Annotated in this window: 21 protein-coding genes; 8 read left to right on the top strand and 13 right to left on the bottom strand. The window is 32.7% G+C overall.

Going from position 1 to position 21,938, the window contains the following annotated elements:
• Positions 1-460: 460 nt before the first annotated feature.
• Together ACIQ2L_RS11830 and ACIQ2L_RS11835 are read right to left on the bottom strand one after the other, a co-directional pair.
• Complete coding sequence (locus ACIQ2L_RS11830) at positions 461-841, bottom strand: DUF4258 domain-containing protein (protein ID WP_396159054.1); 381 nt, start codon at positions 839-841, stop codon at positions 461-463.
• A gap of 183 nt (positions 842-1,024) precedes the next feature.
• A complete protein-coding gene (locus ACIQ2L_RS11835; RefSeq protein ID WP_396159056.1) occupies positions 1,025-2,218 on the bottom strand; it encodes an alanine dehydrogenase in 1,194 nt (397 codons plus the stop codon).
• A gap of 151 nt (positions 2,219-2,369) precedes the next feature.
• Here ACIQ2L_RS11835 and ACIQ2L_RS11840 point away from each other — a divergent pair, with 151 nt between their 5' ends.
• Positions 2,370-4,745 carry a carboxypeptidase-like regulatory domain-containing protein gene (locus tag ACIQ2L_RS11840; RefSeq protein ID WP_396159058.1) on the top strand — a complete coding sequence of 792 codons (2,376 nt, stop codon included), beginning with the start codon at positions 2,370-2,372 and terminating at the stop codon, positions 4,743-4,745.
• A gap of 91 nt (positions 4,746-4,836) precedes the next feature.
• A complete protein-coding gene (locus ACIQ2L_RS11845; RefSeq protein ID WP_396159060.1) occupies positions 4,837-5,406 on the top strand; it encodes a Crp/Fnr family transcriptional regulator in 570 nt (189 codons plus the stop codon).
• Positions 5,407-5,735: 329 nt separating this feature from the next.
• Here ACIQ2L_RS11845 and ACIQ2L_RS11850 read toward each other — a convergent pair whose 3' ends face one another.
• The 3 genes from ACIQ2L_RS11850 to ACIQ2L_RS11860 all read right to left on the bottom strand — a co-directional run bounded on the left by ACIQ2L_RS11850 (position 5,736) and on the right by ACIQ2L_RS11860 (position 8,598).
• The gene (locus tag ACIQ2L_RS11850; protein WP_396159062.1) at positions 5,736-6,434 is read right to left on the bottom strand and encodes a hypothetical protein; all 699 of its coding nucleotides are present in this window, start codon (positions 6,432-6,434) and stop codon (positions 5,736-5,738) included.
• 98 nt (positions 6,435-6,532) lie between these two features.
• Positions 6,533-6,943: a tRNA (adenosine(37)-N6)-threonylcarbamoyltransferase complex ATPase subunit type 1 TsaE gene (gene tsaE, locus ACIQ2L_RS11855; RefSeq protein ID WP_396159064.1), complete on the bottom strand. Its 411-nt coding sequence runs from the start codon at positions 6,941-6,943 to the stop codon at positions 6,533-6,535.
• A gap of 71 nt (positions 6,944-7,014) precedes the next feature.
• The gene (locus ACIQ2L_RS11860) at positions 7,015-8,598 is read right to left on the bottom strand and encodes a PglZ domain-containing protein (protein WP_396159066.1); all 1,584 of its coding nucleotides are present in this window, start codon (positions 8,596-8,598) and stop codon (positions 7,015-7,017) included.
• Positions 8,599-8,774: 176 nt separating this feature from the next.
• On the opposite strand from ACIQ2L_RS11860, the gene ACIQ2L_RS11865 reads away from it, so the two are divergent.
• Together ACIQ2L_RS11865 and ACIQ2L_RS11870 are read left to right on the top strand one after the other, a co-directional pair.
• A complete protein-coding gene (locus ACIQ2L_RS11865) occupies positions 8,775-8,975 on the top strand; it encodes a hypothetical protein (RefSeq protein WP_396159068.1) in 201 nt (66 codons plus the stop codon).
• 139 nt (positions 8,976-9,114) lie between these two features.
• Positions 9,115-11,154 carry a M13 family metallopeptidase gene (locus tag ACIQ2L_RS11870; protein ID WP_396159070.1) on the top strand — a complete coding sequence of 680 codons (2,040 nt, stop codon included), beginning with the start codon at positions 9,115-9,117 and terminating at the stop codon, positions 11,152-11,154.
• Positions 11,155-11,197: 43 nt separating this feature from the next.
• Here the strand turns inward: ACIQ2L_RS11870 and ACIQ2L_RS11875 are convergent, their stop codons facing one another.
• The 7 genes from ACIQ2L_RS11875 to rsfS all read right to left on the bottom strand — a co-directional run bounded on the left by ACIQ2L_RS11875 (position 11,198) and on the right by rsfS (position 16,823).
• Entirely contained in the window at positions 11,198-12,055 is an 858-nt protein-coding gene (locus ACIQ2L_RS11875) for a superoxide dismutase (protein WP_396159072.1), read from the bottom strand.
• Between the two features lie 3 nt (positions 12,056-12,058).
• Entirely contained in the window at positions 12,059-12,334 is a 276-nt protein-coding gene (locus ACIQ2L_RS11880; protein ID WP_396159074.1) for an acyl-CoA-binding protein, read from the bottom strand.
• A gap of 6 nt (positions 12,335-12,340) precedes the next feature.
• Positions 12,341-12,994 (bottom strand): phosphatidylserine decarboxylase family protein, encoded by a 654-nt coding sequence (locus ACIQ2L_RS11885; RefSeq protein ID WP_396159076.1) that lies wholly within the window; start codon positions 12,992-12,994, stop codon positions 12,341-12,343.
• Positions 12,984-13,787, bottom strand: a complete 804-nt coding sequence (locus ACIQ2L_RS11890; RefSeq protein ID WP_396159078.1) for a phosphatidate cytidylyltransferase — start codon at positions 13,785-13,787, stop codon at positions 12,984-12,986. The genes ACIQ2L_RS11885 and ACIQ2L_RS11890 overlap by 11 nt, the downstream gene beginning before the upstream one ends.
• Position 13,788: 1 nt before the next feature.
• Complete coding sequence (locus ACIQ2L_RS11895; protein WP_396159080.1) at positions 13,789-14,394, bottom strand: lactate utilization protein B/C; 606 nt, start codon at positions 14,392-14,394, stop codon at positions 13,789-13,791.
• A 115-nt stretch (positions 14,395-14,509) separates the two neighbouring features.
• On the bottom strand, positions 14,510-16,429 hold the full coding sequence (ftsH, locus tag ACIQ2L_RS11900) for an ATP-dependent zinc metalloprotease FtsH (RefSeq protein WP_396159082.1): 1,920 nt from the start codon (positions 16,427-16,429) through the stop codon (positions 14,510-14,512).
• Between the two features lie 22 nt (positions 16,430-16,451).
• Positions 16,452-16,823 carry a ribosome silencing factor gene (gene rsfS, locus ACIQ2L_RS11905; RefSeq protein ID WP_396159084.1) on the bottom strand — a complete coding sequence of 124 codons (372 nt, stop codon included), beginning with the start codon at positions 16,821-16,823 and terminating at the stop codon, positions 16,452-16,454.
• A gap of 93 nt (positions 16,824-16,916) precedes the next feature.
• Here rsfS and ACIQ2L_RS11910 point away from each other — a divergent pair, with 93 nt between their 5' ends.
• Positions 16,917-17,645, top strand: coding sequence for a biotin--[acetyl-CoA-carboxylase] ligase (locus tag ACIQ2L_RS11910; protein WP_396159086.1), 729 nt, complete (start codon positions 16,917-16,919; stop codon positions 17,643-17,645).
• Here ACIQ2L_RS11910 and ACIQ2L_RS11915 read toward each other — a convergent pair.
• Complete coding sequence (locus ACIQ2L_RS11915; protein ID WP_396159088.1) at positions 17,642-18,052, bottom strand: hypothetical protein; 411 nt, start codon at positions 18,050-18,052, stop codon at positions 17,642-17,644. The two genes, ACIQ2L_RS11910 and ACIQ2L_RS11915, sit on opposite strands and share 4 nt — an antisense overlap.
• A gap of 161 nt (positions 18,053-18,213) precedes the next feature.
• On the opposite strand from ACIQ2L_RS11915, the gene sucC reads away from it, so the two are divergent.
• From sucC to ACIQ2L_RS11930, 3 genes are all read left to right on the top strand, one after another.
• Positions 18,214-19,407: an ADP-forming succinate--CoA ligase subunit beta gene (gene sucC / locus ACIQ2L_RS11920; protein ID WP_396159090.1), complete on the top strand. Its 1,194-nt coding sequence runs from the start codon at positions 18,214-18,216 to the stop codon at positions 19,405-19,407.
• A 207-nt stretch (positions 19,408-19,614) separates the two neighbouring features.
• Positions 19,615-20,976 (top strand): hypothetical protein, encoded by a 1,362-nt coding sequence (locus tag ACIQ2L_RS11925; protein ID WP_396159092.1) that lies wholly within the window; start codon positions 19,615-19,617, stop codon positions 20,974-20,976.
• Entirely contained in the window at positions 20,976-21,932 is a 957-nt protein-coding gene (locus ACIQ2L_RS11930; RefSeq protein ID WP_396159094.1) for a glycosyltransferase family 2 protein, read from the top strand. The genes ACIQ2L_RS11925 and ACIQ2L_RS11930 overlap by 1 nt, the downstream gene beginning before the upstream one ends.
• Positions 21,933-21,938: the final 6 nt, after the last annotated feature.

Below are 21,938 nucleotides of genomic sequence, written 5' to 3' on the forward strand. Positions count from 1 at the left end.
TGGGAGAGTATGTCGCTGCCTTTTTTTAATCTGAACTTGTTTCAGATTCTTTGAACCCCAATCTGAAAAGATTGGGGTTCTTTTTTTTATAGGAGCAGCGTGTCCCTCGTCTAAGGACGAGGTTGATCCGCTGCCCTGCCTGTCGGCAGGCAGGCTTTTTTTAGAAAGCCCTCATCATTTATTTGATGGGGATTTTTTGTTTAGAATAAGGCAGTAGTCATTAGGCAAAAATGGCGTTTTTTTTATTGGGTAGTGCGTGAGGGACCTACCTACCGAAAAGCAGGTAGTAGTGGCATCCTTTTTACTGTTTTAAGTAAGGCCATTTTTTAATCAAAATTTTATAAACAGTAAAAAGATTTCTTCGGCAGTTGCTTCGCTCATGTGAACGAATAGCTCAGTCTTTTTTATTTAACGAGAACTCGCCATAAAAAAAGCCAAACTACTTATCTTGGCGGATGTCTTATTTATCTTTTAGAATAATATTCCTTAAAACAGCTTTGTCGGCATAATTAATTACTTCTAAAGTTATTTCTTTGTTTTTTTTGGTTTTACCATAAATGATATACAATTTTCCGCCTTCTTCTTTGATATTACTTTTATCAAAATCAACATCTCCATAGGTTAAAGTATTTTTTATATCTATCGTGTCTACCCAGTCCTCAGAAAGTCTTCTGGAAGCTTCAATATCATACTGAAATGGTTTTGTCCTAAGGTCGTTTAAAACCCGTGCATTAGGAAAATAATTGCAGCGCGTGTCTTTTCCACTGAGTACTGCCGCAACAAAAAAAGATCCAATAACCAGACCTATTAAATAGTAGGCAAATCGTTGATAAAATTTCATGAGTGTGTTATTGTTTTTTATTGGTCATGTAATAGCCTTAGGAAATTATTATTTAACGGCACTTTAATGCTCGGCTATCATATAGTAGATTAATTTTTTAATTCGCAACGTTTCGATCTAAAGGTCCCGATTAGCAAAAGTAATCAATGTTTGATATTCTTTAAATTTTTAAGAAGATTTATTTTAAAAAACAATCAAATTAATATCGTTATCAGCAAGGTTAAACCAATCACCAATGGCTTTGTTCGTTAAAATTCCATGATAAAGGTACACACCGTTTTTAAGTCCTTTGTTACAACGGATGGCACTTTCTAATCCTCCATCTTCGGCAATTTGCAGTAAATAAGGTGTAATAATATTACTAATTGAAAGTGAAGCAGTTTTAGAATAACGCGAAGGAATATTTGGAACACAATAGTGAATAATATTGTTTTTAATAAAGGTTGGGTTTTCATGCGTGGTCACCTCCGAAGTTTCAAAACAACCACCAGTATCAATACTGATATCAACGATTACGGCACCTTTCTTCATGTGTTCTACCATAGTTTCGGTAACTACAATCGGGCAACGTTCTTTGCCGCGTAGAGCCCCAATGGCAACATCACATCTTCGCAAAGCTTTTAATAATGATTTCGGCTGTATGGTTGACGTAAATATTCTTTGATTTAAATTATTTTGCAATCGGCGCAGTTTGGTGATAGAATTGTCAAAAACTTTTACATTGGCACCTAAACCCAACGCTGTTTTGGCTGCAAATTCTCCGGCAGTTCCCGCACCAAGAATCACAACATCAGTAGGAGGAACTCCTGTTATATTTCCGAGTAATAATCCTTTTCCGAATTCGTTGTTAATCATCAATTCGGCAGCAATCAAAACCGAAGCTGTCCCTGCGATTTCGCTTAAGGATTTTACCGCAGGATACGAACCATCTTCATCTTTGATATATTCAAAAGCAAGTGCAGTAATTTTTTTCTTAGATAAGGCTTCAAAATATTCTTTTTTTCTAGTTTTCAATTGAATGGCCGAAATCACAATAGCGTTTATGTTCACTAATTCAATTTCCTCCATGGTTAAAGGTTCTACCTTTAATATCATTGGACAACTCAATACCTTTTTAACATCTTTGGTAATTGTTGCTCCTGCATCACTAAATTCTTTGTCGGTATAGCTAGAACTCAATCCCGCACCCGATTCAATCATTACTTTATGACCATGTGAAGTAAGCGAATTGACAGCATCAGGCGTTAAACAAATACGTCTTTCTTGATAAGAAGTCTCTTTTGGAATTCCGATAAAGAGTTCGCTTTTATGACGATATACTTCTAATTTTTCTTCTTGAGGTAAAAGTTGTTGCTTTGTGAAAGGAGTTAATGACATATAATTTATCTGATAAATAATATTTGTCTAAGATAAAAAAAGTTTTGGTAAAATAACACTGTAGTTTAATTTCATTTTTCTTGACTTTAATCAATTTTTATGGTTTTGAAATGCTATACGTTTGTAGAAATAAATTATTAAAAAATTAAAAATGAAAAAATTAATTCAAATAGTACTTGTAATACTTAGTACAGTAACTTTTGCACAAACAGGTGTAATTAAAGGTAAGATTATTGATAAACAATCAGAATCATCCATTGCTGGAGCTAGTATTATTTTAAATGCCAATAAGGAGTTAGCGGCAACTAGTGACGAAAAAGGTAGTTTTGTTTTGAAAGCTGTGCCAATTGGAAGGCAAACGATTACGGTTTCATTTATTGGATATGAAAATGCAATAGTTTCAGAACTCGAGGTTACTACTGGAAAAGATTTGGATTTGACCATTGTTTTAATCGAATCATTTAATAAGTTGGAAGAAATTGTCATCAAAAATGAGTTTAGTAAAGTAAAACCAATAAACAAAATGGCTGCTGTTTCTACCAGACAATTTACGGTTGAAGAAGTAAATAGATATGCTGGAGGTAGAAGCGATGTAGCTCGATTAGCAGCAAATTTTGCTGGAGTTTCTACCGCAGATGATAGTAGAAATGATATAGTGGTTAGAGGAAATTCGCCATCCGGAATGTTATGGAGAATTGAAGGAATTCCAGTTCCTAGTCCAAATCATTTTTCTACACTTGGCACAACAGGTAGTCCTGTTTCGGCTTTAAACCCAAATTTATTAGCCAATTCCGATTTTATGACATCTGCTTTTCCAGCCGAATACGGAAATGCTATTAGTGGTGTTTTTGATTTGAATTTTAGAAAAGGGAATAAAGATGATTATGAATATACAGCAAGTATTGGTGCTTTTCCTGGTGCAGAGTTTATGGCTGAAGGACCACTTGGCAAAAAACAAGGATCATTTTTAGTCGCTGGAAGGTATGGTGTTGCAGGATTTTTTGGAGCTGGAGGTACATCGGCTCAACCCAACTATAATGATTTGTCTTTTAATATTGATCTTGGTACAGGAAAATGGGGAAATCTATCTTTCTTTGGTGTTGCTGGTACATCCAATATTGATTTTATTGGAAAAGATGCTGATGCAAGCGATCTTTTTGCTGCCAAAGATGAGGATGCTTTTGTTACCTCAAATTTTGGAGCAGTTGGTATAAAACATACTATTAAAATTAATGAAAATTCATTTTTTAAAACAATACTTGGTGGTTCCACTTCATCAAACACGTATGATGCAGACCGATATATAAATTTTGAAACACCACAAGAAGAGAAAATACGATATACAGAAAATGATAATACCGAATCTAGAATTACTTTTTCCACCTTATTTAATTCTAAGTTAAACAGTAAAATCACCATTCGAACAGGATTACTTTTTGAACAATTTTCATTGGATGCCAATTTAACTGATCGAGACAGACAAGCCGATAACGACGGTGATGGTTTACCCGATTTTGTTTCAATATATGATACTAATGGTAGCTATCAAATTATTCAACCTTATGCACAAGGACAATTTAGATTAACCCAAACCATAACCTTAAATTCGGGATTACACGCTCAATATTTTTCTTTGAACGAACAATTTGTAGTGGAACCAAGAGCATCTATTACTTGGGCATTTTTACCAAAACACAGTTTCAATTTTGGCTATGGTTTGCATCATCAAAACGTAGTTGCGCCACTGTTATTTCAAAAAGGAGATGTTGGTGGTAACTTAGTAGAAACCAACAAAAACCTTGACTTAGTGAGCAGTCAACATTTTGTTCTTGGTTATGATGTAAAACTTGCCGATAAATGGCGGGGAAAAGTAGAATTGTATTATCAAAGCATCGAAAAAGCCGCTGTTGAAAAATTTGCCTCCAGTTATTCATCCTTAACCGAAGGTGCTGATTTTGGTTTTTCGGTTGATAAACCTTCATTGATAAGCAAGGGAACGGGTTTCAATCAAGGTGTTGAATTTACATTGGAAAAGTTTTTCAGCAAGGGATATCACGGGTTATTTACTACTTCATTTTTTGAAAGTAAATACAAAGGGAGTGATGGCATAGAACGCAATTCCCCTTTTAACAATCGATATGTTATTAATGCTTTGGCAGGAAAAGAGTTTAAAATTGGAAAGCAAAAACGAAACATATTTTCTATAAATACAAAAATCACAACTGCTGGCGGAAGGTTTTACACTCCAGTAGATTTGGCAGCGTCAAATGCTGCGGGTTATGAAATTACCGATGATACTAAAGCATTTAGTAAACAATATGATCCCTATTTTAGAATTGACCTAAAATTTGGTATGAAAATCAATAGTAAAACAAAAAAACAATCGCATCAGTTTTATGTTGATTTACAAAATGTTACCAACAATGATAATATCTTTGTTGATAGATACAATCGCTTGACTAATAGAGTAGATACAGTATATCAAATTGGATTTTTTCCTGATTTTGGTTATAAATTTCAGTTTTAATAATTTTTTCTTGATTAAAGCTTACTGGACTAATTTATTAGATTCAGTAAGTTTTTCTTTTACATAAATAATTTACCTTTACTAGTATCTTATGGAAGCGCGTTTAAAAATTTTTACCGATAGATTTACCAATCTTACTAGTTCAGAAATTCAAGAATTAGCGAGTATTTTTGTGCCATTGAATGTAAAAAAGAAAGATCATTTATTTATTGAGGGCGAAGTGGTAAGGAAAATGTATTTTGTTAATGAAGGTATTCTTAGAGCGTATTTTTTGAAAGATGGAGTAGATTATACTACAAATTTTGTTTTTGGTCCCTCAATGTTTAGTGATATGATTTCGGTTAGAACACAAAAACCAACGATGATGAATGTCCAACTTTTGAATGAAAGTGAAGTTTTTGAAACCAATTTTTCGAATATTGAAGATCTTGCACTTCAAAATCCAAGAATTTTATTTTTATTTTTCAAATTATATGAAATGTTATTTTTTCTAGGTACAGAAAGACAACAATCCTTTATTTTTGATAGTCCAACAGAACGGTATTTGAAATTATTTGAACTACGACCAAAAGTAATTGCCGAAATTCCACAGCAATATATTGCTTCCTACTTAGGAATTAAACCAGAAACTTTAAGCAGAATTAAAAAAAAGATTTTTTAATCATTGTTGACCGATAAAAAATTGAAAAGCTACTATTTATAAGCATTTCAATTGATTTGCTTGTTTTTAGACACTCTTTATAGAATTCGATATATGAAACTATTGTTGTCCGATAAGTTTTAATCAATAATAAACAGGACGCTCCGATGGAGCTATATTTTCAATAAAAATTCAATTTTCTACAAACATTTCGCTCCTAAAGGAGCTATTTTAGTCCCATCGGGACTTACTGTTTGTAGAAAAGATGTTATTCAAAAAATAAGCTCCAGAGGAGCGACCTGTTAAAATTCATCGTGAAGCTTTTAGTGGCTGGCATTTCTTGTATTTCGTTAGACATATTTTGGTGTTTGTCTTGTTAAATTTGAAAGTGTAAATAGTCCGCCTACTGTTAATATTGCTCCACCAACAAAAGGAAAACCTGCTCCAACTAAGTCCGCAATGTTCGAAGAAAATAGAAATGGCAAGCAAAATAGCATTCCAAATATTCCTGCAATAATTGAAGATAATGCTCCGTATTTAGTAATAGTCTTCATATTTAATGTTTTTTGGTTTTCAGTTCTCGTTTCAATTACTTGTTTTCTTAATGTTTGTGTTTGGAAATCAGCATATTTTTCAATTGTCCAACTTGAAATAGGTTTGGATTTTTGTCCGCTTTTAAAATCTTTATAAAATGTCGACCACTCGTCTGGCAACAGGATTGCTCCAAATGTCAGAATAGCAAAACAAGGAATTGTATAATTTCCGTTTCCTAACATAAAAGCCTGCATTCTAATTTCGTCAACAGGTGTCATTTTAAAGTCGAGCAGAACGTGTTTTAGGTCGTGGCTTTCATAGTTAGGAACAAGTCCAAGTTTATTGTCGTCAAGGCATTTAGCAATGTCGTGTCCTAATGTTCCAATTGGATATTTTCTTAAATTTTCTACTTGATCAGCATAGTAATTTTTGTCGTGAAATTGTTCGATTGTCCAAACCGAAAAGTTGAACGACTTCTTAATTATTTGTCTTGCTATTTTCTGTAAAATATTCATATGTCTCTTGTTTGCAGGGTCGTTCGTTTATGCTTGCCACTAACATAAACATTGGGTTAAAAATTTATTTACTCTTTTTTATTGGACAACAAAGTTTTTTAATAACTAAATAATACCTTTCTTTTTTCGTCAGGAAGAAGTAAAATAGTCACTTCGGAATATTTTTCAGGCAAAAGATTTGGAATTTTTTCAGCCCATTCAATAAAGCACCAATTTCCAGAATATAAATACTCATCAATGCCCATGTCCATTGCTTCGGTTTCACTTTTTAAACGATAGACATCAAAATGATACACATATTGATTTCTATCAATTTGGTATTCGTTAACTAATGAAAATGTGGGACTACTTGTAGCATCTTTTACACCAAGTTCTTTTGCCAAAGCTTTAATTAATGTAGTTTTTCCAACGCCCATTTTTCCATGAAAAAGAATCACTTTATTTGGGTTTTCTTCAATAATTTTATTGGCAACTTCTTGTATTTCGTCAATTGAAAATATAATTTCCATGGTTTGTTTATGGTTTATGGTTTATGGTTTATAGTAAAACAACGACAAACCATAAACCACAAACTATTAGCTTACTTAGGGTTAAAAACTAAAAAAGGTACAATCATTTCCTCCATTGAAATTCCGCCGTGTTGATAGGTATTTCTGTAATAGCTCACATAGTGATTGTAATTGTTGACATAGGCCAAAAAATAATCATTCTTTGCAAAAATATACGAACTACTCATATTGATGACTGGTAAACCAATTTTTTTCGGATCTTTCACAGCATAAACTTCTTTGTCTTCATAGGTCAAACTTCTACCGGTTTTGTAGCGTAGATTTAAACTGGTGTTTTTATCGCCAATTACTTTTGATGGATTTTTTACATTTATGGTTCCATGGTCGGTAGTGATTATGAGTTTAAAACCTAATTTTTGTCCTTGTTGAATGATTTCCAAAAGCGGAGAATTTTTAAACCAACTCAAGGTTAATGAGCGATAGGCCTTATCATCGGAAGCCAATTCTTTAACCACATCCATTTCGGTTTTGGCATGAGAAAGCATATCGACAAAATTATATACTACTGTAACCAAGTCATTGTCTTTAAGTCCTTTAAAATTTTCGGCTAGTTTTTTACCGTTGGTTAAATTAGTAATTTTAAAATATTCTTGTTTGATGTTTAATCCCAATCGTTTTAAATGAGCCGTTAAAAATTCGGCTTCATATAGGTTTTTCCCACCTTCTTCCACATCATTTTTCCAATATTGTGGAAATTGTTTTTCCATTTCTATTGGTAATAATCCCGAAAAAATGGCATTTCGGGCATATTGTGTTGCTGTTGGTAAGATAGCGTAGTAAGGTACTTCTTTTTCTAGTTTATAGTATTTGGAAACCACACTTTCCATTGCTTTCCATTGGTCATAACGAAGATTATCGATGACTATAAATAGTACGGGCTTGTCTTTTTTTACCAATTCAGGAACGACTAATTCTCTGAATAATGTGTGTGATTGTATTGGTTTAGCTTCGCTCAGTTCGGCTTTGCCTCGGGTGTCAACTTTTGGAGCAAACCAATCTTCATAATTACGCTCAATAAATTTGCTAAACTGCGCATTGGCTTCCACCTTCTGACTTTCTAGAATTTCAAACATACTTTGATCGTTGATATTTTCCAATTCTAATTCCCAAAACAATAGTTTTTTATACAACTCTACCCAATCTTCATACGTTTTCACCATAGCCATTTCCATAGCAATTTTTCGAAATTCTTTTTGGTAATCCAAGGTGGTTTTCTCAGAAATTAAACGGGAATGATCTAAATTTTTCTTTAAACTCAATAATATTTGATTTGGATTAACGGGTTTTATCAAATAATCAGCTATCTTAGAGCCTATGGCTTCTTCCATGATATATTCTTCTTCACTTTTAGTAATCATAATCATGGGTGTAGCTGACTTTTTTTCTTTCATTTCTGCAAGTGTTTCTAGACCGCTCATTCCAGGCATATTTTCATCAAGAAAAACAATGTCAAAATTACCATCTTCAAAAGCATCGACGGCATCTCGACCATTATTAAAGGTAGTTACTTTATAATTTTTCTTTTCTAGAAAAAGGATGTGTGGCTTTAATAAATCAATTTCATCATCAACCCAAAGAATTTTAATTGTATCCATAATTGTGTATAGTTTAACGCAAATTACTACATTATAAAACGCAGTATTATTAAAATTATTGTAAATTATCAAAATATAATTTTAACAAACAAGAGAATGTTAAAATATAGAAGTAACAATAAAAATTAATTACATTTGACCTTGTTACGATTATTATTAATTCAAAAAACTATAAAATGAAAAATTTAATTTCGATGATGGCTGTTGTTGCCTTTTTGTTTTCGATAAATGCAAATGCAAGCGAAACTCCAAAAGGTAAAAAGAAAGAAAAAGCAAAAACTGAAAAATCGTGTTCAGAAGCTGAAAAAAAATCTTGTGCTACTACCGAGAAAAAAGGTGGATGTTGTGCTGCTAAAAAAGCAGAAGAGAAAAAATAGTTTAAAACAGATTATTAGTAGCAAGTGCTTGAGATAATCAAGCACTTTTTTTTGCTTTAGGGCATATAAAAATATTCAAATGCAATATATTTGTTAACATTATATTTTTTCAGATTAATCATTAATAAACCAATAATTTATGCAAATAATAAACAAACTTTCATTTACTGCGCTGGCAGCTGTATTATTAATAAGTTGTAACAAAAAAGAATTTCAATATGAGGATCCATTAATTACTAATAGGGATACAACGTTGGTTCCTGGAGATGATTTTTTTCATTATGCTAATGGAAATTGGTTTAAAAAGCATCCTATTCCGAGTAGTGAAAGTAGTAATGGTATTTTTAGAACCATTGGAGATACAATTAATGCCCAAATAAAAGATATTTGTGAAAAATCTGCCAAAAATACAGGAACAGAAAAAGGAAGTAACGAACAAAAAATAGGCGATTTTTATGCGTCAGGAATGGACACCATAACTATTGATAAAGTAGGCTTACAACCATTGGCTGCCTCTTTTTCTCAAATTGAAGCTATTAAAGATATACCAACTTTAATGAATACAATTGGTTATCTTCATACAATTGGTGCTGGACCCGCATTCTCTTTTTATGTTGGTCAAGATGATAAGATAAGTTCTAAAAATGCTTTATTTTTTGGACAAGGCGGATTGGGTTTAGGTCAGCAAGAATATTATTTTAATACGGATGCTGAAACGGTAAAAATCAGAAACGAATATGTGAAGCACATTCAAGCAATAATGGAGCTTACTGGTGTTCAAACTACAAAAGCCAATAGTATTGCAACAACAATAATGAAATTAGAAACCGATTTAGCAAAAAATTCTAGAAAATTAGAAGCACTTCGTGATCCTATAAAAAACTATAATAAAATGACTTTGGAGCAATTCAAAGCTTTAACACCTTCTATTGCATGGGGAAATGTATTGCCCAAATTAGGCATTACAAAAGCAGATACCGTTATTGTTGGCCAACCAGAATTTTTCAAAGGTTTAAATAAAGTGGTAGCATCCTATTCCATCGAAGAGTGGAAGACCTATTTAAAATGGGATGTGATAAATACCTATGCTTCTTATTTGAATAAAGATATTGAAACTCAAAATTTTTATTTCTATTCAACGGTTATGAATGGCGTAAAAGAACAAAAGCCCAGATGGAAAAGAATTGTAGAACAAACAGATGGGTCTTTGGGGGAATTAATTGGACAAGTTTATATTGCAAATTATTTACCTAAAGGTTCCAAAGAAAAGCTCTTAGAAATCGGAAATAATATTCGAGACGTCTATGCTGAACACATCAAGAAATTGGATTGGATGAGTGACGAAACTAAGAAAAAGGCACTATTCAAATTGAGTAAGATTGTGATGAAAGTGGGTTATCCTGATAAATGGAAAGACATGAGTAGTGTTTCAATTAATAGAAATACCTATTGCTCCAATGTTATGGCAGTTAATAAATGGTCCTATGATTATATGATTAATAAATATGGAAATCCAGTTGATAGAACAGAGTGGGGCATGTTTCCGCAAACGTATAATGCCTATTATAATCCAAGCAATAATGAAATATGTGTTCCTGCATGTAATATTTTAGTCCCTGGTTTTGAAGGTAGAATGCCTGATGATGCTATTTTATATGGTATTATTGGAGGTTCTACTTTTGGTCATGAAATCACACACGGTTTTGACGATCAAGGTAGTCAATATGATGACAAAGGCAATTTGAATGATTGGTGGACAACAGAAGACAAAGCAAAGTTTACTCAAAAAACCAAAGCTATTGTTGCTCAATTTAACAAATTTGAACCGCTTAAAGGTAAGTTTGTCAATGGTGAGGCAACGCAAGGGGAAAACATTGCTGATCTTGGTGGAGTAGTGATGGGATTTGAAGCATTCAAAAAGACGTCACAATTTAAAAATAAAGAAAAAATTAGTGGATTAACACCGGAGCAAAGATACTTTTTGGCCTATGGATATGCATGGATGGTTCAGGCAAAAGACGAATCAATAGCAAGACAACTTATGTCTGATGTGCATTCACCAGCGCAGTTTAGAGTTAATGGTCCATTGATGAATATTCCTGAATTCTATAAAACATTCAATGTGAAACCAGGAAATAAAATGTATCTGGCAGAAAAAGACAGAGTTGTTATTTGGTAAAGCTCAAAAAAATCCCTATCTAAAACTGATAGGGATTTTTTTATTACTTTTTTATCGCCTCTTCATACCGCTCAGAGACCTTTTTCCAATTGATAACTTTGAAGTAGTTTTCAATATATCTTTTACGTTTGTATTGGTAATCTAAATAATAAGCATGTTCCCAAACATCAAGGTTTAGAAGCGGTGTTCCTGAAACCGTCTGTTTTGGCATTAAAGGATTATCTTGATTTGGCGTACTAGTAACTTGTAGTTTTCCAGTTTTATCCAAAACAAGCCATGCCCATCCTGAACCAAACTGCTTTTCTGCAGTGTCAGAAAATTGTGTTTTAAAATTTTCAAAACTGCCAAAGTTTTTTGAGATAACTGAAGCTAATGTATCTTTTGGTTGTCCGCCAGATTTCGGCCCCATTCCTTCCCAAAAAAAACTATGATTATAATAGCCACCAGCATTATTTTTCAAATCGGCATTACTACCATCTGCTTTTTTTAATAGGTCTTCAATGGTTAAATCTTTCAAGGTTGTGTCAGCTGCAACTAATTTATTTAGATTGTTTGTATAAGTTAAATAATGTTTAGAATAATGTACTTCCATGGTCAATATAGCAATACTAGGTTCTAGTTCATTATATTGAAAAGGTAATTTTACCAGAGGGAATTGACCTTCATCTGCTGTAACATCATCGGGCTGACCAATAGTTATTTTTTCTTTTGCTGATGGCAGCGGAACTTCTACTACTTCAGTAAGCTTTTTTCTTTTACAAGACGGTAAAACAAGAACGAAGCAGAAGCATAATACAAGTGAAATAATCTTTTTATTCAACATTAAAAAGTTTGTTTTTGATTTGTTTTCGTAACCCGAAACGCCTTGCCGGTATACTGGATAGAGAATCTGCGATTTCATAATCTATTTATTTTCATTTGCAATAGCATGAATAGCTTCTATATATAATTCTTTGGCTTCTTCAATTGTGAGATGGCTTATCTGCATCCAAGCATTCGTTTTAAAAGCATTTCTCAAATCAAAATCGGATGATTGGTTGTAGTTAATAGTGCCAAAAGTAGCCTGTTTATAATAGGCATACAACCGTAATTGTACATCTTGCGGGAGCGAAGATTGTGACATTTGTGTAGCAATTTCTACAGCTTCTTGAAATCGAATATCTAATGCTGCTTCGTCCATTTAAAATTATACATTTGACGTAAGTACTGTTTGGTTTCCAACTGCATTTTGTTGAAGTTTAACTTCTATTTGGGTTCCCAATGGGAAAAATAAATCTACTCTTGAGCCGAATTTAATAAAACCTGCATCATCGCCTTGTTGAACTTGCATACCTTCTTCAGCGTAATTTACAATTCGTCTCGCTAAAGCTCCAGCAATTTGACGGTAAAGAATTTCTCCAAACTCCTTAGTTTCTATCACCACAGTAGTTCGTTCGTTTTCAGTACTCGCTTTAGGATGCCAAGCAACCAAATATTTTCCGGGATGGTATTTGCTATATTTTATTTTTCCGCTTACTGCATAACGGGTTACATGCACATTTATAGGCGACATGAAAATCGAAACCTGTAATCGTTTGTCTTTAAAATATTCTTCTTCAAGAACTTCTTCTATAACAACCACTTTTCCGTCTACTGGAGCCAAGACAACCTTTTCATTTGGTTGTATTCTTCTATTTGGATTTCTGAAAAACTGCAAAATTAAAAGCAGAAAAATTAAGGTTATGATTTGAATGGTTTTTTCTAACCAAAGTATAGAAGTTAGTTTGTGTGATAAAAGAAAGATTATCACGGTTACTGTAGTTGCAATTAAAATAATTTTTCCGCCTTCTTTATGAAACATAATATAAAATTTGATAAAACAAATAAACAAATGGTGCTACAAATATAATACTATCTAGGCGATCTAAAATACCTCCGTGACCAGGCATTAAACTTCCGCTATCTTTTACACCCGCAATTCTTTTAAATTTAGATTCGATTAAATCACCTAATGTGCCTAAAAAACTAACTAGTATTGCAATTATTATCCAAATAAAAAGTGAGCCTTCGGTATAAAATTTAGAAATCAAATAACTTGCAATTACAGTAAAAAAAACACCTCCAAGAAATCCTTCAATTGTTTTTTTTGGTGATATTTTTTCTAATAATTTATTTTTTCCAATCGATTTTCCAACAATATAAGCAAAAGTATCATTAGTCCAAATCAGAATAAAAATACTGATAATGATTTTGGGATTATAGCCGTATTTTCCTATCGGTATTTTTGTGATTAATAGGAATGGGAAAATAACATAACCAATAACATAAATGTACTTTGATACATTATCAATTTTTTCTTTTTTTGAAATAAAAAGTAGGTGTAAGCATTTGATAGAAACAAAAAGTGTTGCCAGTAAAAGTATAATATTATTGGTCTGGCTTGTTTTAAACTGAGTGGCTAAAACATAAGTAAATGCACCAAAAAGTAAAGGAAGTATTTTATTTAAATTGACTAACTGACAAAACTCATAAATGGCAATCAACATAAAAATCCCAAAAAGAAAATAAAAGCTAGTAATAGAATAAGAAGTAGCAATTAAAAGAAGTGCAACATAAACGACACCTGATAATAATCTCTTTAACGATTCGTTCATTTTACAAATCTTCTAAAAGCAGCAGATATAGATTTTTTGCAGTGCTTCCATATTGAAGAAAGTCTTCATCCTTGGCTTTCTCAAAATATTTTATAGTCGTAATATTCGTTGGATAATCTCTATCGTATTTCTTTTTTATGACGCGAAGACCATCGCTTTTTGCCTCTAGGATTTGACTTGTTGTTGCTAAAATAATGATGTTGCTTGGCAAATCATTTGGTTTGTTTTGCTTAATTTGATTAGAAGAAAATAGTACAGAACCTTCGTCAGCAATCAAGTTTTCACAGCTAGCAAATAAAAATACTGGATTAGCGGGTTTGTCATAGGTCAGTTTGTTCTCATCTAAGATGCTAAAAAGCTTGGGTTCATAGCATAAAGCCTCGCACTCAAACCAATCATTTTCTTCTAAAATATTCAGAAATTGATCTTTTACCTCGTTTATGTTTTCACAATATAAAAACTTACCACCATTTTTTTTGAAATTATAAGTAAATTTTTCATCTACAGGAAGTAGTGAAAAGCTAGAAGGAACATTATTGAATTCGCTTTGACTTTCTTCGTCAGAGGCATCATTACCGGTGCCAAAAATTTTTCTGAAAAGACTCATGCTTGTTTTGGTATAATCTAGGTTCTAAATTGAAATCCTTCAAAGATAAAAAAATCTTAATTCAAAACTTAGTTTTGAATTAAGATTTTAAAGAAATGTTAAAAAACGTATCTTTTTATACGATATCCGTTTCTTCTGCCTGAATTTCAAATGGTCTTTTCCCAAAAATTGTTTCTAAATCATCTTTAAAAATGACTTCTTTTTCAATTAAGATATTTGCCAATTGTTCTAATTTATCTTTATTCTCTTGTAATATTTTTATGGCTCTTTGATATTCCGTTTCAATTAAGGTTGAAATCTCTTTATCAATTGTCATGGCAGTATCTTCTGAATAGGGTTTTGAAAAACTGTATTCACTTTGCCCGGTCGAATCGTAATAAGTAATGTTTCCTAACTTTTCGTTTAGACCATAAATGGTCACCATAGCTCGAGCTTGTTTGGTAACTTTTTCTAAATCGCTTAATGCACCAGTTGAAATTTTGTTAAAAATAACTTTTTCAGCAGCTCTTCCTCCCATTGTGGCACACATTTCATCCAACATTTGTTCAGGACGAACAATCAATCTTTCTTCAGGTAAATACCAAGCGGCACCTAAGCTTTGTCCTCTAGGAACTATCGTAACTTTTATTAATGGCGCTGCGTGTTCTAACATCCAACTAACTGTAGCATGACCTGCTTCGTGAACTGCAATAGCCCTTTTTTCATCAGTAGTAACAATTTTATTTTTCTTTTCTAAACCACCTACAATTCTATCAACAGCATCTAAAAAGTCTTGTTTGTCAACTGCGGTTTTGTTATTTCTGGCAGCAATTAAGGCAGCTTCGTTACATACATTAGCTATATCGGCACCTGAAAATCCTGGAGTTTGTTTGGCTAGAAAATCGGTATCTAATCCTTCTACTTTTTTAAGCGGAGTTAAATGAACCTCAAAAATTTCTTTTCTTTCTCTAATGTCCGGCAAGTCAACATATATTTGTCTGTCAAAACGTCCAGCCCGCATTAATGCTTTATCTAAAACATCCGCTCTGTTAGTCGCAGCAATGACGATAACGTGTGTATTTGTTCCAAAACCATCCATTTCGGTGAGTAATTGGTTTAATGTATTTTCACGTTCATCATTTCCGCCTGACATATTGTTTTTACCTCTTGCTCTACCAACAGCATCAATTTCATCAATGAAAATAATGGACGGTGCTTTGTCTTTGGCTTGTTTGAATAAATCACGCACACGAGAAGCTCCCACACCAACAAACATCTCCACAAAATCAGAACCAGATAAAGAGAAGAAAGGTACTTTTGCTTCACCAGCTACGGCTTTGGCCAATAATGTTTTTCCAGTTCCTGGAGGGCCAACAAGAAGAGCACCTTTTGGAATTTTTCCGCCCAAAACGGTATATTTTTCGGGGGTTTTAAGAAACTCTACAATTTCTTGTATTTCCTCTTTGGCACCTTCTAATCCGGCAACATCTTTAAAAGTTGTTTTAACTTCCGTTTTTTCGTCAAAAAGTTTAGCTCTAGATTTTCCGATATTAAAAATTTGACCGCCAGCACCGCCAGCACCACCCGACATTCTTCGCATAATTAATATCCAAAGGCCAATGATAATGACAAATGGAAGCAATGTAATTAAAAGTTCAGACCAATTGCTTTTTGCCTTAAAATCAAAATCTTTTATTTTTCCTTCTGTTTTTGCTTTTTCTATATTGTTCTGAAAAACTTCATCGTTCCCAATATCAAAAGAGTAATGCGGACCTTTGTTTAGATTCCCCAGCATGTCTTTTGCTACTTTAGCATTAGATTTATCGTTTAGAGCTGCTTTGGTCAGATACGCTTCACCTTCTGTTTTATTGTAGATGATTACTTTTTCAATTTGCCCTTTGTTTAAATATTCATTGAATTTTGAATACGATATTTTTGTGGTATCTTGAAAACCAGAACCGCCAAAGTAATTAAGCGCAAAAAATCCAATAATTATTGCTACATAAATTAACCACGGACTTATTTTGAAATTATTTGATTTTTTTTCGTTAGCCATTTTTTATTCTAGGTGCTATTTTTTAATATTTATTTTGAATGGTAGTTATTTTAGCATCACCCCAAAGTCCTTCAATATTATAGAACTCACGAATTTGTTTTTGGAAAACATGAACTACTATATTTACATAATCCATTAAAACCCATTCGGCATTATCAGTCCCTTCAACGTGCCAAGGTTTGTCTTTTAATTCTTTAGAAACTAATTTTTGGATGGAGTTAACGATAGCGTTAACTTGTGTGTTAGAATTCCCGTTACATATAATAAAATAGTCGCAAACTGCAGTATCTATTGCTCTCAAATCTAATATGTCAATATCATTTCCTTTTACTTCTTCAATTCCTTTTATGATGTTTGCCAAAAGAACATCTGTGTTAGCCGCTTTCTTCGTCATTTATTATTTATATATGTTTTGCAAATGTATTACTTTTTGTCATTAATTTTGCTGAACAAAAGTTTAAAATTCGTTAATATTTTTTGTAATCCTATGACAGTAATCAAACTCGATGCCATTGATTCAACTAATGACTATTTAAAACGATTATTTAAAGAATCAGACCTAGATAATTACACTGTTGTAATTGCAAATGAGCAAACTAATGGAAAAGGTCAAATGGGTGCAAAATGGGTCTCTGAAAAAGGTAAAAATTTAACCATGAGCATGTTAATTAAAGATTTTTCATCCAGAGATAATACAATATTTACCTTAACTATTATAGCTGCTCTAGCTGTAGTAGATGTTTTAAATACTTTTAATATCCCAAACATTTCAATAAAATGGCCCAACGACATTATGTCAGATTCAAAAAAAGTGGCAGGAATACTAATTGAAAATTCCCTGAAGTCTGAAGTAAGTTTTACAAGCGTTATTGGTGTTGGATTAAATTTAAATCAAACTAACTTTATTGCTCTTCCTCAAGCAACGTCGTTGTCTTTGATTACAGGTAATCAATATGAATCTGAACAAATTGCTGTTTTGTTGAAAGAATCTATAAAAGAAAGGATTTTAGTAATGACAAAAAATACGGAGTTTCTTTGGAAAGCGTACCACGAAAATTTATACAAATTAAATTACCCATCTGCTTTTGAAGACAAAATGGGTAATCGTTTTATGGGTATCATAAAAAGAGTACATAAAGACGGAAAACTCGAAGTTTTGCACGAAAATGATAGTATTATTCAATATGAAGTTAAAGAAATAAAAATGCTTTACTAACGTTTTAATGTAATTGCAAATCCATCAGCTATTGATTGATCGATTACGAGACTATCAGTAACTACCGAATAACATCCAAATACAGTACCATCAATTTCAATACTTTCACCACATGTTGAATTTGGATTGTTGACAAATTGATAATTATACACTCCCGTTTCCAACACATCCCACAAATTTGCATTCGAATTGTTGTTTACAACAGTAACTGTTTGTGTTATGGGATTAAAATCCCAAGTAACTAATCCATAAGTATAGTTGTCATTGATACCACCAAATGTGCCCGTTACTTTCACTAACTTCCATCGACCTGAAACAGAATCATTTCTTGAAATGTTGTTTTCATTACTACAACTTAATAGTGAAACACTTAAAAAAAAGAGCGTGATAAAAATTGTTTTTTTCATAGTTTTTGATTTAAAAAATAGATACCATATAAAAAAAAGGTTGCGTTTCAAGAAATAAAAATTATCGAATTAAAAAATATACTAAAATGGTATTCATTTCTTTTAGGTTTAATTCTAATTAATTACTTTTGTGGCACTTTAAAAGTAATAAAATCTTCAATATGAACATTCACGAATATCAAGGAAAAGAAATTTTAGCAAGTTATGGCGTTCGCGTTCAACGTGGTATTGTTGCTAATAGTCCAGTAGAAGCTGTGGCTGCTGCAAAACAATTAACCGCCGAAACGGGAACAGGTTGGCATGTTATTAAAGCTCAAATTCACGCGGGTGGAAGAGGAAAAGGTGGTGGCGTAAAATTGGCTAAGAATCTGCAACAAGTGGAAGAAATTTCAGAGCAAATTATTGGGATGATGCTAAAAACACCACAAACACCTCCAGAAGGAAAAAGGGTGCATAAAGTTTTGATTGCTGAGGATGTTTATTATCCTGGAGAAAGTGAAACGTCAGAGTTTTACATGTCAGTTCTGTTAAACAGAGCAAAAGCTAGAAACATGATTATGTATTCTACCGAAGGCGGAATGGATATTGAAGAAGTTGCCGAGCACACACCACATCTAATTTTTACAGAAGAGATTGATCCAACTGTAGGTTTACAAGGATTTCAAGCTCGTCGAATTGCCTTCAATCTAGGGCTTTCTGGAAATGCATTTAAAGAAATGGTAAAATTTGTTGATTCATTATACAACGCTTATATAGGTTCAGATGCCTCAATGTTTGAGATTAATCCGGTATTAAAAACTTCGGATAATAAAATTATGGCAGTCGATGCCAAAGTAAATATTGATGATAATTCGCTATACCGTCAATCGAAGTATGCCGACATGCGCGATATTCGTGAAGAGAATCCAATTGAAGTTGAAGCCAAAGAAGCGGGATTAAATTATGTTGACTTAGAAGGAACAGTAGGTTGTATGGTTAACGGTGCAGGTTTGGCAATGGCAACTATGGATTTGATTAAATATGCAGGTTTTGAACCGGCAAATTTTCTTGATGTTGGTGGAACTGCCGATGCAAAACGTGTTGAATTAGCTTTTAGAATTATTTTAAAGGATCCAAATGTAAAAGCCATTTTAATTAATATTTTTGGTGGAATTGTTCGTTGCGATAGAGTAGCACAAGGTGTAGTTGATGCCTATAAAAATATGGGTGACGCAATAAAAGTGCCAATCATTGTGCGTCTTCAAGGAACCAATGCCGAAATTGCCAAAGAATTAATTGATAATTCTGGAATGCCAATTTTATCAGCAGTACAATTTCAAGAAGCTGCTGATCAAGTTAAAATAGCTTTATCATAAAAATTATACAGACGTCACTTCGAGTGATTTTGTGAAACAAAATTGTATCGAGAAGCTTTATCTTACATATAGCTTCTCGATACTTTTTTTTGATGAACTAAAGTTTATTTACCTGACGGCCAATGACAGTACTTCTTTTAATTTCAAATTGAGCAAAAGCTCGGGATTTTTTATTATTTTTCGACACTATTTCTTGCAGCAGCCCATATGATTACAAATACCTTTTCAACAAAAAGAATCAACATCTTTATTGTTTTGATTTCATCCTTAATGATGATAATCGTTCTTAATTTACCTTTTAAAGCAAAACCTTTTGGGGATGATACCTTTCACGTTGAATCAAAAAACTTGGCACGTTATTTAAAAGGCGATATTGGCTTTGATAAAGTTACCATTACCAAAGCACCAGGACCTATTATTTTTTATACTCCAGCATATTTTATTGCTTCTTCAGAAGCTACAGACAATCAACTTTGGGCCTATGCCACTGTGTTTACCTTTATTATAGTTACGATTAGTTTATTACTGATATTTAAAATAGCCAATTCTTTGTTTTCAAAAGAAGTTGGTCTTCTTGCCATTGGACTTTTGTTTATTTTTCCAATTCATTGTTATTATTCATTGGGAATTTTAGCAGAAGTGCCTGCTTTTTTTTCATTGACTTTAGCGCTTTATGGCTGGTCAATTGCATTTTTTAATCCGAATAAAAAGAAAGGTTGGATTTATTTAATAATAGGATTATGGTTTTTAATTTTAAATAGACCAAATACAATGTTGATTCTTGGGTTAGGATTTGTGATAATTGGTTTTTCCTTTTTTAAACGTAAAGAGTTCTTTAGTTTATATGGTAAAAAGTTAGCGTTCACTTTTACTCTTGTCGGATTATTAGGTTTTGGAGTTTTACAAATGGCGAAAGCAATCACTAGAACAAAATCAAATAGTAATCAAGAAGGCTTATTTTACTATGTTGCTCATCTTGGTCGATTTCAATTTAGAGAAGAACCAACTGATTTTCGTTTTTGGGATAATGATAACAGAGCCGATAGCAAAGATTATCAAAATTGGGTTAAAAGCGATACAGTATTAGCAACTGTAATTGAAAAAACAAATCGTTCATCAATCGAAGTATACAAAGAGTTTTTAATCAATGATGCCATCGAAAATCCATTATTATTTACTCGGCAGTTTTTTGTAAAATGTTTTTACGGACATGTTTATTTTATCAATAGTGTTCAGCCAAAAGATTTTCATCTTGGGCCAATCCGAGGAACAACTGCCTATTGGTTATTTATGTTGCTTATTAATTGTGTGAATATACTATTGCTTTTTGGCGCTTTTATTTTCCTTCTCAAAGAGAAAAATCTCTTAAAGTATTGGTTGTTTTGGGCTGTGATTGTTGCCTTGTTAATTTTTCATGGATTGACTTATATGGAACCACGTTATATGTTCCCTGCTAGAGTCGCATTATACATTATGAGTGCTGCTGGTTTGTATCGAATAAAATGGATACAAAATAAAGTCAATTATATTGCTAAATTTGTTTTTCCTAATAATACACAAACTAACTAATGGAAACCAAACAAAAACCTATCATTGGAATAGTTTCTCCTTGTTATAATGAAGCATTAGTATTGCCTGAAACAGCAGCACAATTGAATGAAATTATTCTAGATTTAGTTGAACGTAATATCATTTCAGAAATGAGTTTTGCTGTATTTGTTGATGACGGAAGCAAAGACACTACATGGTGTTGTATTGAAGAACTCGCTACTAAATTAATTCATGTAAAAGGTTTAAAATTAGCGGGAAATGTGGGGCATCAAAAAGCACTTTTGGCAGGATTACTCACATTTAAAGAGGAAGCCGATGCTTTAATTTCTATTGATGCCGATTTACAAGATGATGTTCGTGTTATAGAAGAAATGATTTTAAAATTCATATCTGGAACTGATGTCATCTATGGCGTTCGAAAAGAAAGAGTAACCGATACTTTTTTTAAACGAAATACAGCCCTGCTTTTTTATAAACTAATGAAACTAATGAAAGTCAATGTTGTTCATAATCATGCTGATTATAGATTATGTAGCAATCGAGTTTTAAAAGCATTAGCGGAGTTTGGAGAAGTCAATCTATTTCTTCGTGGTATTATTCCCAGTATTGGATTTAAAAGTGAAGTTGTTTATTATGACAGGCTAGAACGTTTTGCAGGTGAATCTAAATATCCTTTTCGAAAAATGGCTGCTTTTGCTTGGAATGGGGTAACTTCATTTAGTAATTATCCCTTAAAATTAGTTACCATCATAGGATTTGCGGTGTTTTTTGCATGTTTGATAATGACCGGTTACGCCGTGTTTGCAATCCATACCGGAGATGTAGTTCCAGGTTGGCTTTCTACGGTTTTACCCATGTATTTCTTGGGCGGAGTGCAACTGTTTTGTTTCGGAATTATCGGCGAATATATCGGGAAAATATATTCAGAAGTAAAGCAAAGACCTAGATATTTTATTGATAAAAGAGTAGATTAATCAGTT

This window comes from Flavobacterium sp. (genome assembly GCF_044369455.1).
Taxonomy (GTDB): Bacteria; Bacteroidota; Bacteroidia; order Flavobacteriales; family Flavobacteriaceae; genus Flavobacterium.

Coding starts and splice junctions, on each gene's coding strand:
- ACIQ2L_RS11835 (WP_396159056.1), bottom strand. CDS start 2,218: ATGTCATTAACTCCTTTCACAAAGCAACAACTTTTACCTCAAGAAGAA.
- ACIQ2L_RS11915 (WP_396159088.1), bottom strand. CDS start 18,052: ATGAAAAAAACAATTTTTATCACGCTCTTTTTTTTAAGTGTTTCACTA.
- ACIQ2L_RS11830 (WP_396159054.1), bottom strand. CDS start 841: ATGAAATTTTATCAACGATTTGCCTACTATTTAATAGGTCTGGTTATT.
- ACIQ2L_RS11840 (WP_396159058.1), top strand. CDS start 2,370: ATGAAAAAATTAATTCAAATAGTACTTGTAATACTTAGTACAGTAACT.
- ACIQ2L_RS11885 (WP_396159076.1), bottom strand. CDS start 12,994: ATGTTTCATAAAGAAGGCGGAAAAATTATTTTAATTGCAACTACAGTA.
- ACIQ2L_RS11895 (WP_396159080.1), bottom strand. CDS start 14,394: ATGAGTCTTTTCAGAAAAATTTTTGGCACCGGTAATGATGCCTCTGAC.
- ACIQ2L_RS11890 (WP_396159078.1), bottom strand. CDS start 13,787: ATGAACGAATCGTTAAAGAGATTATTATCAGGTGTCGTTTATGTTGCA.
- ACIQ2L_RS11860 (WP_396159066.1), bottom strand. CDS start 8,598: ATGGATACAATTAAAATTCTTTGGGTTGATGATGAAATTGATTTATTA.
- ftsH (WP_396159082.1), bottom strand. CDS start 16,429: ATGGCTAACGAAAAAAAATCAAATAATTTCAAAATAAGTCCGTGGTTA.
- ACIQ2L_RS11910 (WP_396159086.1), top strand. CDS start 16,917: ATGACAGTAATCAAACTCGATGCCATTGATTCAACTAATGACTATTTA.
- ACIQ2L_RS11870 (WP_396159070.1), top strand. CDS start 9,115: ATGCAAATAATAAACAAACTTTCATTTACTGCGCTGGCAGCTGTATTA.
- ACIQ2L_RS11865 (WP_396159068.1), top strand. CDS start 8,775: ATGAAAAATTTAATTTCGATGATGGCTGTTGTTGCCTTTTTGTTTTCG.
- ACIQ2L_RS11925 (WP_396159092.1), top strand. CDS start 19,615: ATGATTACAAATACCTTTTCAACAAAAAGAATCAACATCTTTATTGTT.
- ACIQ2L_RS11850 (WP_396159062.1), bottom strand. CDS start 6,434: ATGAATATTTTACAGAAAATAGCAAGACAAATAATTAAGAAGTCGTTC.
- ACIQ2L_RS11880 (WP_396159074.1), bottom strand. CDS start 12,334: ATGGACGAAGCAGCATTAGATATTCGATTTCAAGAAGCTGTAGAAATT.
- ACIQ2L_RS11875 (WP_396159072.1), bottom strand. CDS start 12,055: ATGAAATCGCAGATTCTCTATCCAGTATACCGGCAAGGCGTTTCGGGT.
- tsaE (WP_396159064.1), bottom strand. CDS start 6,943: ATGGAAATTATATTTTCAATTGACGAAATACAAGAAGTTGCCAATAAA.
- ACIQ2L_RS11930 (WP_396159094.1), top strand. CDS start 20,976: ATGGAAACCAAACAAAAACCTATCATTGGAATAGTTTCTCCTTGTTAT.
- ACIQ2L_RS11845 (WP_396159060.1), top strand. CDS start 4,837: ATGGAAGCGCGTTTAAAAATTTTTACCGATAGATTTACCAATCTTACT.
- rsfS (WP_396159084.1), bottom strand. CDS start 16,823: ATGACGAAGAAAGCGGCTAACACAGATGTTCTTTTGGCAAACATCATA.
- sucC (WP_396159090.1), top strand. CDS start 18,214: ATGAACATTCACGAATATCAAGGAAAAGAAATTTTAGCAAGTTATGGC.